At 56.9% G+C, this 11691-nt stretch carries 13 protein-coding genes; 6 read left to right on the top strand and 7 right to left on the bottom strand.

The genetic code is table 11. The features are described 5' to 3' along the window. The first annotated feature begins 114 nt into the window (after positions 1-114). Entirely contained in the window at positions 115-1401 is a 1287-nt protein-coding gene (locus M8318_RS21030) for a YeaH/YhbH family protein (RefSeq protein ID WP_262664363.1), read from the top strand. Positions 1402-1440: 39 nt separating this feature from the next. Here M8318_RS21030 and M8318_RS21025 read toward each other — a convergent pair whose 3' ends face one another. Beyond that, on the bottom strand, positions 1441-3468 hold the full coding sequence (locus M8318_RS21025; protein WP_262664362.1) for a TonB-dependent copper receptor: 2028 nt from the start codon (positions 3466-3468) through the stop codon (positions 1441-1443). Positions 3469-3767: 299 nt separating this feature from the next. Between M8318_RS21025 and M8318_RS21020 the strand changes: the two genes are divergently transcribed. Continuing rightward, positions 3768-4214, top strand: a complete 447-nt coding sequence (locus tag M8318_RS21020; RefSeq protein WP_106993582.1) for a DUF441 domain-containing protein — start codon at positions 3768-3770, stop codon at positions 4212-4214. On the opposite strand, the gene M8318_RS21015 is transcribed toward M8318_RS21020, so the two are convergent. After that, positions 4198-4986: an AraC family transcriptional regulator gene (locus M8318_RS21015; protein WP_262664361.1), complete on the bottom strand. Its 789-nt coding sequence runs from the start codon at positions 4984-4986 to the stop codon at positions 4198-4200. The genes M8318_RS21020 and M8318_RS21015 overlap by 17 nt on opposite strands. 99 nt (positions 4987-5085) lie before the next feature. Here M8318_RS21015 and M8318_RS21010 point away from each other — a divergent pair, with 99 nt between their 5' ends. After that, positions 5086-6273 (top strand): CynX/NimT family MFS transporter, encoded by a 1188-nt coding sequence (locus tag M8318_RS21010; protein WP_262664360.1) that lies wholly within the window; start codon positions 5086-5088, stop codon positions 6271-6273. Positions 6274-6281: 8 nt separating this feature from the next. Here the strand turns inward: M8318_RS21010 and M8318_RS21005 are convergent, their stop codons facing one another. Beyond that, a complete protein-coding gene (locus M8318_RS21005) occupies positions 6282-6992 on the bottom strand; it encodes a CTP synthase C-terminal region-related (seleno)protein (RefSeq protein WP_262664359.1) in 711 nt (236 codons plus the stop codon). Between the two features lie 147 nt (positions 6993-7139). On the opposite strand from M8318_RS21005, the gene M8318_RS21000 reads away from it, so the two are divergent. After that, positions 7140-7484 carry a DUF488 domain-containing protein gene (locus M8318_RS21000; protein WP_262664358.1) on the top strand — a complete coding sequence of 115 codons (345 nt, stop codon included), beginning with the start codon at positions 7140-7142 and terminating at the stop codon, positions 7482-7484. Between the two features lies 1 nt (position 7485). On the opposite strand, the gene M8318_RS20995 is transcribed toward M8318_RS21000, so the two are convergent. Then, positions 7486-7791, bottom strand: coding sequence for a hypothetical protein (locus tag M8318_RS20995; protein WP_262664356.1), 306 nt, complete (start codon positions 7789-7791; stop codon positions 7486-7488). A 353-nt stretch (positions 7792-8144) separates the two neighbouring features. Between M8318_RS20995 and M8318_RS20990 the strand changes: the two genes are divergently transcribed. Together M8318_RS20990 and M8318_RS20985 are read left to right on the top strand one after the other, a co-directional pair. Further along, entirely contained in the window at positions 8145-9173 is a 1029-nt protein-coding gene (locus M8318_RS20990; RefSeq protein WP_262664355.1) for a sensor domain-containing diguanylate cyclase, read from the top strand. 44 nt (positions 9174-9217) lie between these two features. Further along, entirely contained in the window at positions 9218-9316 is a 99-nt protein-coding gene (locus tag M8318_RS20985) for a YoaK family small membrane protein (protein ID WP_032617670.1), read from the top strand. 127 nt (positions 9317-9443) lie between these two features. Here M8318_RS20985 and M8318_RS20980 read toward each other — a convergent pair whose 3' ends face one another. The 3 genes from M8318_RS20980 to M8318_RS20970 all read right to left on the bottom strand — a co-directional run bounded on the left by M8318_RS20980 (position 9444) and on the right by M8318_RS20970 (position 11647). Beyond that, positions 9444-9692 carry a GlsB/YeaQ/YmgE family stress response membrane protein gene (locus tag M8318_RS20980; protein WP_106993575.1) on the bottom strand — a complete coding sequence of 83 codons (249 nt, stop codon included), beginning with the start codon at positions 9690-9692 and terminating at the stop codon, positions 9444-9446. A 491-nt stretch (positions 9693-10183) separates the two neighbouring features. Next, positions 10184-10447 carry a hypothetical protein gene (locus M8318_RS20975; protein ID WP_262664354.1) on the bottom strand — a complete coding sequence of 88 codons (264 nt, stop codon included), beginning with the start codon at positions 10445-10447 and terminating at the stop codon, positions 10184-10186. A 288-nt stretch (positions 10448-10735) separates the two neighbouring features. Then, positions 10736-11647, bottom strand: a complete 912-nt coding sequence (locus M8318_RS20970) for an alpha/beta fold hydrolase (protein ID WP_262664353.1) — start codon at positions 11645-11647, stop codon at positions 10736-10738. Positions 11648-11691 lie beyond the last annotated feature (44 nt).

Here is an 11691-nt window from a genome sequence, read left to right as displayed (position 1 = left end):
CCCGGCGGCGCGTTGCTTGCCGGGCCTACTACAATGTTCCGTAGGCCGGATAAGCGTTACTGCCGTCCGGCACTTACGGGCACTGAAAGTTGGCAAATGCAGTACGGGGGGCATATGACCTGGTTTATTGACCGGCGTCTTAACGGCAAAAACAAGAGCACGGTGAATCGCCAGCGCTTCTTGCGTCGTTATAAAGCGCAAATCAAACAGTCGATCTCCGAGGCCATTAATAAGCGTTCGGTCACCGACGTAGACAGTGGGGAGTCCGTTTCCATTCCGACGGACGACATTAGCGAACCGATGTTCCATCAGGGGCGCGGCGGTTTGCGCCATCGCGTTCATCCCGGTAACGACCACTTCATCCAGAACGACCGTATCGAACGTCCGCAAGGCGGGGGCGGCGGTGGTGGCGGGAGTGGTCAGGGCCAGGCCAGTCAGGACGGAGAAGGTCAGGACGAGTTTGTGTTTCAGATCTCCAAGGATGAGTATCTGGATCTGCTGTTTGAGGATTTGGCCCTGCCGAATCTGAAGAAAAATCAGCATCGTCAGTTGAATGAGTATAAAACGCACCGGGCCGGTTTTACTGCCAACGGCGTACCGGCCAACATCAGCGTGGTGCGTTCATTGCAGAACTCGCTGGCGCGCCGTACGGCGATGACGGCGGGGAAAAAGCGTGAACTTCGCGAGCTGGAAGCCAGCCTGGAGACCGTGGCAAACAGCGAGCCCGCGCAGCTGCTGGAAGAGGAGCGTCTGCGCAAAGAGATTGCCGAATTGCGCGCCAAAATTGAGCGCGTGCCCTTTATCGACACCTTTGACCTGCGTTACAAGAATTACGAAAAACGTGCGGAACCCTCAAGCCAGGCGGTGATGTTCTGCCTGATGGACGTTTCCGGCTCGATGGATCAGGCCACCAAAGATATGGCCAAGCGCTTTTATATTCTGCTCTATCTGTTCCTGAGCCGAACCTATAAGAACGTGGATGTGGTCTATATCCGCCATCACACCCAGGCGAAAGAGGTGGATGAGCATGAGTTCTTCTACTCGCAGGAGACGGGCGGGACCATTGTTTCCAGCGCCCTGAAATTGATGGATGAGGTGGTGAAGGAGCGTTACGACCCGGCGCAGTGGAACATCTATGCGGCGCAGGCGTCGGATGGCGATAACTGGGCGGATGATTCCCCGCTGTGCCATGAAATACTGGCGAAAAAACTGCTTCCGGTGGTGCGTTACTACAGTTATATCGAGATCACCCGCCGCGCCCACCAGACGCTGTGGCGTGAATATGAACATCTGCAATCCATGTTTGATAACTTCGCGATGCAGCACATTCGCGATCAGGACGACATCTATCCGGTCTTCCGGGAGCTGTTCCACAAGCAATCAGCCACCAGCAACAGTTAACTCCACCGCCGGTCACTGACCGGCGGTGTTACGATTGCCTCAGAAGGTGACGTTCATCTTCGCCCAGACGGTGCGGCCAGGCTCATTCACCGGGGTATCGGAGGAGTAACCAAAGCTGCTGTTCCCCGCCAGGTTAAGGTGTTCGCTGTAGTCTTTATCCAGCAGGTTATCGACGCCGGTGCTCAGCTTCAGGAACTTATTCACCTTATACGCCGCGTTGGCAGAGAGGATCGCGAACCCGGCGCTCTGATCGAAATCTTTCCCGACCACGTTACCTTCGTTCATCGCCACCCGGTGCTGTGGGCTGACCATACGCAGCAGGCCGGTGGAACTCCAGTCGCCCTGCTCCCACGTCAGGCCAAGACGCGCTTCCAGCGGCGGCATTTGCGGCAGCGGCTGGTGATCGTCGGTGTTCTGGCCCCAGGAGTAGTTAAGCGTGGCGTCGGTTTTCCACTGGTCGCTCAGCTGATACGAGGCGCCCATCTCGCCGCCCATGGTGGTGGCGTCCACGTTGTCGGCCTGGCTGACGTGGCTGTCGTTCGGATCGTAGCTAAACAGGATGAAGTCGTTGATGCGCCCGACGTAGGCGGAGATCCACCCGGTGGTGCGCTCGCCTTTGTACTGAGCCCCGATGTCGAGCTGAGTGGTTTTCTCCGGCTTCAGATTGTCAAACACGTCCGAGGTGCCATCCGGCCCGTAGGTCGGGGAGAACAGCTCCCAGTAGTCCGGGAAACGCTCGGTATAGCCCAGCCCGGCGTAGACCATGGCCGGCAGAGTGCCCAGGTTATGCTCCACGCGCAGGAAGCCCGCCGGGAGAGTATCTTCCCGGCTGTCGCTGCCGATGCCGGTGTAGTTATCCACCTCAACCTTATCCAGACGCGCGCCGCCGATAACTTTGCTCAGATCGGTGGCATTCCACGTCAGCTCACCAAAGGCGCCGTAATCGTGGAAACGGGCATCTTCCTGCCAGCCAGCATCCTGGTCATCTTCATTGCTGCGGTGGGTGTTGGTCTGCATGTCCACCCCGCTTTGCAGCTGGAAATCAGACCACAGCCAGGTGCCCATCATTCGGCCGCCGACGGTACGGCGATCGACCTGTTTCTCCATCGGCATCGACATGTCCATCGAGCCCATGGACATACCCCCGCCCATGGTGCCCGCAGAGCGCATGGAGTAGTTATCCATGATGTGGTTGGCGTAGTTGTAGTAGATGCTCATGTCCAGCGAGTCGAAGACTTCACCGATATGCTCTTTCTTAAAGCGCAGGCCCAGGCTTTCGCGTTTGAACTGGGAGCCATCCATCCCGCGCCCGGCGTAGCTGGCGTCCCCGTTACCCTGCCCGGCGGTCAGCTCCAGCAGCGTGTCGGCATCCGGCGTCCAGCCGATGGCGAGGTCGGTGTTCCACTTGTCCCACTTCGAGGCCACGCGATCGCCATTGCCATCTTTGTAATCGCCGGATTTCGATTTATTGCCGTTCAGGCGGACATAGCCCTGGTCATTACCAAAGCTGACGTCAGCGTTCTCATCGAAACGATCGTTGGAGGCGGCGAGGAAGCTGGCATCGCCCTTGACGCCCGCGCTGTCAAAACGTGGCGGTTCCCGGTCGAAGCGCACCGTCCCGGCGGAGTTGCCTGGCCCCCAGAGCACGGTTTCCGGCCCTTTGGTCACGGTGAGCAGATCGTAGCTTTCTGGCGAGATGTACGAGCTCGGGGCATCCATTCGCGACGGGCATGCCCCGAGCATCTCGCTGTCGTTGGTCAGCAGGCGCAGACGGGAACCGAACATGCCGCGAAACACCGGGTCGCCATTGCTGCCGCCGTTACGGATCTGGCTGAAGCCGGGAATGGTTTTCAGGTAATCGGAACCATCGCTGGCCGGGACCGGCTGACGCGGCGTTTTTGGCGAGGTCACGATCTCCAGCGGCGAGAGAACCGGGGCGGTCACGGTGATCACGTCGCCATCATTAAGCTGTGGCGCGGCGTTTTGCTCGGCGCCAGACGCAGTACAGGAGAGCGCGACCAGCAACGACCATGCCAGCGGATGGGGTGAAAATCTTACTTTATTCATTACGGTACCTGGCTAAAAGTGTCGGTGTGTACCGCTACAAAGAACGAATCCCTTTGTTCAGAGAATTACCGTAACGAGCAGGCACATGAGTCAGGCCGAAATTCTGCCGGGGCGTGCCATGCGGAACAACGTTTACTGAAGAGAATAAGAAGTGCAGAAAGGGGTTGAAAAATCATACGGCCAGTGATTAGCGCCCTGCCAGTACCACACCCGATTACCGTTTTTTTGTGGGATAAGACTTTTTACCCGCCGGTAACAGCGTAAAGTAAGCAGGCTAACTTTTTTGCAAGGATAACAATATGATTGACCCAACTCTGCTTATTCTTCTGGGGCTCGCTGCGCTGGGCTTTGTCAGCCATAACACCACCGTCGCCATTTCCATTCTGGTGCTGATCATCGTGCGGGTCACGCCGCTCAACACCTTTTTCCCGTGGATTGAAAAGCAAGGGCTGACCGTCGGGATTATCATCCTCACCATCGGCGTGATGGCGCCGATCGCCAGCGGCACCCTGCCCGCCTCGACGCTGATCCACGCCTTTATGAACTGGAAATCATTGATTGCCATCGCTGTAGGTGTGTTTGTGTCGTGGCTTGGCGGACGCGGTGTCACGCTGATGAGTTCCCAGCCGACGCTGGTGGCCGGACTGCTGGTAGGCACGGTGCTGGGGGTGGCGCTGTTCCGTGGCGTGCCGGTCGGCCCGCTGATTGCCGCCGGGCTGGTGTCGCTGTTTATCGGGAAGTCGTAGCCAGACTGGCGATATACCGCGCCGGGGTCTGACCCAGCCCCTTTTTGAACATGGTGATAAAGGCAGTGGTGGAGTCATAGCCCAGATTATGGGCCACCTGCTGCACCGACTGGCCGCGGATCAACCCCTGCAGGGCCACAATCAGCTGGAGCTGATGCCGCCAGCGGCGAAAGCTGAGCCCGGTCTCACTCACCACCAGCCGGGCAAGGTTGCGCTCACTCATTGCGAAATGGCTTGCCCACTGATGCAACGTCTGCCATTGCGCCGGGGAGGCGGCCATGGTCTCACTCATCAGGCGGATTTTAGGGTGCGGAGAGACCGGGAGCTGGAGCTGCTCTTCAGGCTGGCGGGGCAGTTCATCAAACAGCACCTCCACCAGCCGCCGGGTAGCGGGCTCCTGCTTTTCAGGGCTGCGCACCGCCAGGGTCAGGATTAACTCCCGCACCAGCGGCGAAATTTTTAGCGTGCAGCAGCGATCCGGCATAGCCACGGCCCCGGGCTCGATAAATAAAAAGCAGAGCCGGGCGCTGGGGGTGGCTCTGTTGCTGTGCGGCAGCTGGCCGGGGATCCAGACCGCAAACTGCGGCGGCACCATCCACATGGCGTTCTCCACCTCACAGGTGATCGCCCCATGCAGGGCCAGGATCAGCTGCCCTTTACGGTGCTGATGTCGGGGAATACGCTGCTCGTCCGCCACCACGCGCACGTGAAACGCCACTGCGGCGTCATGCTGGCTGTCGGGATCGTACCCTTCAAGGCCCAGACCGATCATAATCTTGTCCGATATTAGCGATAATCTGTCATTTTAGCTTGATTTCAACTGTCCTGAAAATGCGTATCCTGTAGCCTCATTTCGACGTAAGAGATAACAATGACCATAGCCCTTCCGACTACCGGCAAGCAGCGGGCGCTGCTGATTGCCGGGATCCTGCTAATTGCCACCTCGCTGCGGGTGACCTTTACCGGCGCTGCGCCGCTGCTGGACGCTATTCGCGACGATTATGGCCTGACTACCGCCCAGACCGGACTGCTCACTACGCTCCCCCTGCTGGCCTTTGCGCTGATCTCGCCCCTGGCGGCCGGTCTCGCCCGCCGCATCGGCATGGAGCGCAGCCTGTTTATCGCCCTGCTGCTAATTATCGCCGGGATCGCCCTGCGCTCCCTGCCCTCCGCAATGCTGCTGTTTGGCGGCACGGCGGTGATTGGCTGCGGTATTGCGCTCGGCAACGTGCTGCTGCCGGGGCTGATTAAACGTGATTTCCCCGGCCAGGTGGCGAAACTGACCGGGGCGTACTCCCTGACGATGGGGGCCGCGGCGGCGCTCGGTTCGGCGCTGGTGGTGCCCGTCGCCCTCAGCGGTGCAGGCTGGCACGGTGCGCTGTTGATGCTGATGGTGTTTCCCCTGCTGGCGCTGCTCCTGTGGCTGCCGCAGTGGCGCCAGCGCCCTGTCGGGTCGTTGAGCGGCGCGCGGGCGCTGCATAGCCGGGGGATCTGGCGCTCAACGCTGGCCTGGCAGGTGACGCTGTTCCTGGGGATCAACTCGCTTATCTACTATGTGATTATTGGCTGGCTGCCGGCGATCCTGCAGAGCCACGGCTACAGCGAAACCGAAGCCGGGTCCCTGCACGGGCTGTTACAGCTGGCAACCGCCGCACCGGGGATTGTGGTGCCGCTGCTCCTGCTTCGGCTGAAGGATCAACGTGGCGTGGCCGGACTGTCGGCAATGATGTGTGCGGTGAGTGCCGCCGGGCTGTGGTTTATGCCAGATCTGGCGGTGATGTGGACGCTGATTTTTGGCTTCGGTTCCGGGGCCACCATGATCCTCGGCCTGACGTTTATTGGCCTGCGCGCCAGCTCGGCGCATCAGGCCGCGGCCCTTTCCGGGATGGCGCAATCGGTGGGCTATCTGTTGGCTGCCTGTGGTCCCCCGCTGATGGGGAAAATCCACGATGCCAACGGCGACTGGCGGATCCCGCTGCTGGCCTGTGCACTGGTTTCAGTGGTGATGGCCCTCTGCGGGATGCTGGCCGGACGTGACCGGGAGATCACGTCCGGCTAAATCAGCCTTCAGTAATTCTGTGCTGCGCGAAGCATAGCGTGCACCAGCGGGGCCGGTCGGCCTGCCAGCGCGGCGCGCTCATGCTGGAACAGCGTGGCGATAAAGAACGGGTGCGTCACCAGCTCTACGGCACGGATCTCACCCTGCGCGTCCCAGCCGGTGACGCGCATATCGCCCTTCTCCAGCGCCTGCGCGAACTCAGGCGAAACGCCGTAATTGCAGTGATAACCCTCTTCGATCTCTTCCTGGCCATAGGCTTTGGCAATCAGGGTATTGGCGCGCAGTTCAATGGTGTCGCTTTGCTCAACCAGCGAGCAGGTCAACGGGGCAATCACCATCCGGCCTTCGGTATCCGTCTCGGCGTGGGCCGCATCCTGCCAGCCCAGGACGTTGCGGGCATATTCAATCAATGCATGCTGGAAGCCGCCGCAGGTGCCAAGAAACGGGACGCTGTTTTCACGGGCGTAGCGTGCGGCAATAAACGCAGCGTCAGCATTTTTATAGGGGCTGGCCGGAACCAGCCAGATAGCGTCGTAGCCGACCAGATCTTCCGGGCTGGTTAATTCGGTGGTTGCCAGCCAGTCGTAGTCGGCCGTGATGTCCAGCACCGCTGCGGCATCGTCAATGGCCAACGGGATCGCCTGGTGAGCCAGTACGTCAGGATTGTAGTCGCCAACCAGTGCAATTCGGAGGGTATTTTTTACCGCGGAGAGTTCCATAGAGTGATCCTTATGCCAGACAAATATCAGATAACATAAGGAACCTCAGACTACCGATCTTTCGTTGATATCACAACACCTTAAAATACGTGGGCAGAATGTGATAGCGTTGAAGCGCTATAGCGTGGCAGGGAGAAGGAGCAAAAAATGATTCAGTGCAAACGTCTGTATGATGAGGCCAGTAAAGAGGATGGATACCGGATCCTGGTGGACCGGCTCTGGCCGCGGGGGATGAAAAAGGAGGCGCTACTGTACGATGAGTGGTGTAAAACGCTGACCCCTTCCAATGACCTGCGCAAGGCGTTTCACAGCGAGACGATCGACTTTGCCAGTTTCAGCCAGGCCTATCGTCAGGAGCTGGCGCGGCATCAGAATGAGGGGCTGCGGATTGCCCGCCTGGCGGACAAGCAGACCGTGACGCTGCTGTATGGGGCGAAAGACCGGCAGCAGAATCACGCTCTGGTGTTAGCCGACTGGCTGCGTCAGCTTTAAATCAATCCAGCATCAGGGCGTCAAGGGTTTCCGGCGCCTGTTCAGGGGAGATCGGCATCAGATGTTCCGGGCGCACAAACGCAAACCCCATCTGATTATCAAACGAAAATACGTCGCCGGTCACCAGCCACAGGGCACGTTCTGCACCCGGCGGCAGTTCTGTCACGATCCCGTTGACGGGGTTCAGAAAGCGCTGCCCCGGCTGGCAGAGGCTGAATAACTCAACGGATTTTCCGATATTGCGACGCCCTGCTGGCGTGCGGGCACCGATAATCATCGCCAGGTTGCCCGGGTTTAACTGAAACATATTTCCTCGAATGTGGCTGCTGAATACTTAGGAATAATCTTAGTGCAAAGTGTATCTCAGCCAACGAGCCCTGTCACCAGGGTGAAGGGGTGATCTGTTCTCCATGATTTCTTCATCATGCCGACAAGTTTCCTTGCTAGAGTGGCGCTGTTCTCACTTGACCAGAGAACATCATTCCGTAATCAAGATCTATTTTCCCCGGCGCGTGCCGGGGATTTTTTTATCCGCCCGAATTTACTGTTCCACGCCAGAATATATGAAATGTCGTCAATTCATGTTCTACTACCCGCAGTCGAATCTTTCAGCAAAACAGACAGGTACAGAGGTCTTCTGTAGGGGAGTTGAGCAGCGTCATGTCGGATATTATTCTTGCCCGTGTTTCAGAAACACTTAGCACGGAGCAATCACTTGAGAGCCTGGTGCGTCAGTTGCTCGAAATGCTTGAAGTGGTCACCGACATGGAGTCGACCTACCTCACTAAAATCGATATTAATGCCCGCCTGCAGCATATTCTGTACGCCCGAAACAGCAAACAGATGCAGATCCCGGAAGGGCTGAGCGTTCCCTGGGGCGAGACCCTGTGCAAGCGGGCGATCGATTCTGACTGCTTCTTCAGCAATAACGTGGCCGAGCACTGGGGTGACTGTGATGCGGCAAAATCGCTGGGCATCACCACCTACATGAACATACCGATTCATCTGACGGATGGTTCCCTGTACGGCACCCTGTGCGCCGCCAGCTCCAGCAAACATCCCCTGAGCGAACGCGGCGAGCACGTCCTGAAACTCTTCGCCGGGCTTATCGCCCAGAACATCGAGAAAGAGTCGCTGGTCAGGCAGCTGCGCGAAGCCAATGCCGCCCTGATCGCACACTCCTATACCGATGCCCTGACCGGTCTGCCAAACCGCCGCGCCATCTTTGAAAATCTCACCACCCTCTTCTCGCTGGCGCGCCATCTGAACCGCAACGCCATTATCGCCTACATCGATCTGGATGATTTTAAGCTGATTAACGATCGCTTTGGTCATGAGGCGGGCGACCAGTTTCTGGTTGAGGTGGGCAAGCGCCTGAACGATGGGCGCGGCGACGATGAGATCGTGGGCCGACTGGGTGGGGACGAATTCCTGGTCGCCTGCCTCTGTCAGGATCGCGAGAGCGACGAGCAAACCTCATTAAGCCTGGTGAAAACGCAGCTGAGTGCGCAAATTGCCGGTGAATACTGGCTGGGGGATGTGCACCTTGTCTATCCGGGTGCCAGCCTCGGGGTGATTGAGGTGGATCCTGCTGAACTTGATGCCGACAGCGCGCTGCGGGCAGCCGATGCTGCCATGTACAGCAATAAGAAAGGCAAACTTAAAACGCCCTTTCTCAATATCGACTAACCCCGTAAACTCGACGGGTTTTGCATTTACTGACAGGTGGTAGCATGCGGCTTGGTATTCTGTTCCCGATTGTGATTTTTATCACGGCGGTCATCTTTTTAACGTGGTTTTTTGTCGGCGGTTACGCTGCGCCCGGGGGATAAGTGAGAAAAACGACCATTATTATGCTGATTGTCGCCATCGCGGCCGTTGCCGGAAGCCAACTGGGCTGGTGGTAAGAGATGCAAAAAGACCGCCGATAATGGCGGTCTTTTTGTCTGAAGCGTCGGTTTAGCTTCTCACTTTACGGTAGATAAACAGCACTACCAGTGCGCCAACCACCGCTACCATGAAGCTACCGAAGTTGAAGCCATCGACTCTGCCGAAACCGAAAAGGGTACTGATCCAGCCCCCAACGACGGCACCGATGATCCCCAGTATGACCGTAACGATGAATCCACCGCCATCTTTGCCCGGCATGATCCACTTAGCCAGAATACCCGCGATAAGCCCAAAGATAATCCAGGATATGATTCCCATAGCTGCTTTCCTCTCTGTATGGTTTTTGTCGTCAAATCAAATACACACAAAGCTTAGCACAGGATTCAGAAAAGCAAGTTTGTGATAGCCATCACGTGAAAATTTTAAGAATTTGTCGATAAACGCACTTCCGTACAAAAGATGGGGTTGCATTCGTTAATGAGAAACATTATCTTTCTCAATACTGAATAGTTGAGCAAATCACTCAGGTATTCAGTACGACATTGCTCACATTGCTTCCAGTATTTCTTGCCCACGTTACGTGGGCTTTTTTTTGCCCTGCCCGCGTGATTTGATCGTTCCGCTATTTGCTATTACGCTTATCAGCACAATTCATTCATAGCCAGAATGGTGTTGATAACATGAACGTAACCAGTCGATTCGTGATCTGTATTAACCTTGTTTGTGCCAGTTCGTTGTTGTTGATTCTTTCTGACAAATTTAACTGGTTTTAATGTGAGCAGGCCCGGCACCCCGCCGGGTTCTTCGCCTTAATCATCCCCTTCGATCAAGAATCCCGCGCGACGTATCGCCTCCTTGCAGTCTGTGACGCCTGCGGCATATCCGGCTTCGATATCGCACACCGGGCTGGCGCTGGTATAAGGGAGCTTCACTTCTGTGGCGAGCTGCTGTTTCAGCCGGGCGTTCTCCTGGCGAAGGGAGAGCAGTTCGGCGGCAAGATCTGCAAGAGTGGCAGGCGTTGGTGCGGATATGTCGCCTGTAGTGAGGCGATGAAGACATGTGTCGTCAATCATGGTCCCTCCTCCTGGATATTAGCATCACTAAACGCAGGACGGGTTCCAGAGACGGAACCCACCGCGGCGTAGGGCAGATCGTGTACGGAAGTGAGGAGGAATAGAGTGGGTAGCCTAGTGGCGTTCCGGTTCACACCAGGCATTCATTAACTGCCTCAAAACGTAGATAAGCCCCGACACAATCAGAAGCGCGGATAAGGCTGCCAGCAACGCAATTGTCATAAGAAACTCCATGTCCTCAGGTTTGTTCCTTGAGAATCTTAGAAGGTATTTTTCATTTGTCATCTTTTATTGATTTAAGAATGACGCAACCGCGCTGGAGAACCGTTCTGGCTGATCGAGCATGACAAAATGAAAACTGTCATCGATACGCGTGAAATGGATTTCGGATGCAGCGGCATAGGCTTGACGGTACATCGTCTCCACGCTGGCTGCAGGTATCCCGAATAAAGGGTCATACGCATACACGATCTCAATAGGCGCCCGAATGCGGCCAAGCTCGGGACGCAAATCAGTAACCATTAGTTCATACACTGCATCCGCAACGGTTTTGCGATCAGAATTGATCCCCGCCGCCACCAGAGCAGGTCTCACCGCCTCGGTCCTGGCTAAACGGGCAATGGAGGTATTCTGAAACGCTACGAATTGCTCCGCCGACTGGGACAGTAGCCAGTCCCGCATGGCGGTTGCATGCGGGACCGCCGTTTCGCTGGTCGCCGCAGGGTTAATCGTCAACGTATAGAACGGCAAAGCATCGACGATCATCAAGCGACCGACCAGGTCGGCATAACGGGCCCCCAGCATCAAGGCGATCTCCCCCCCAAGAGAGTGGCCAATGATCACAGGGGCTTTAATGTGCTGGGTGTTGATATATTCCGCGATGGCATCAACTGCCGGAGCGATGACCTTCCCTTCCGGGTTGGAAATAGCAGGTGTACCCGCAAATCCCGCAAGTTCGACAAGATGAATGCGGTGGCTCGTACGTAAACCTGAGGCTAAATCGGCCCAAACGTCGCGAGACGACGCCAGCCCCGGAATCAATATGACATCCGTTCCTGTGCCTTCGGTCTGTACAGAGATGCGCTGCGAGTTTGGTTGTTCTGAAGCCCTGGTGGGAGACTGAGCGGCGGACGCCGGGACTAAGATTGACATCAGTAAAAGAGTTCCTCCGATCATTGCACGGATATTTGCGGTACGCATTAGATGATCCTGTTTAAAATATTTTCGAACCCATCGTCCCTGAA

Source organism: Leclercia tamurae (assembly GCF_025566055.1).
GTDB lineage: Bacteria > Pseudomonadota > Gammaproteobacteria > Enterobacterales > Enterobacteriaceae > Enterobacter > Enterobacter tamurae.
This window is presented reverse-complemented; position numbering and strand designations above follow the sequence as displayed.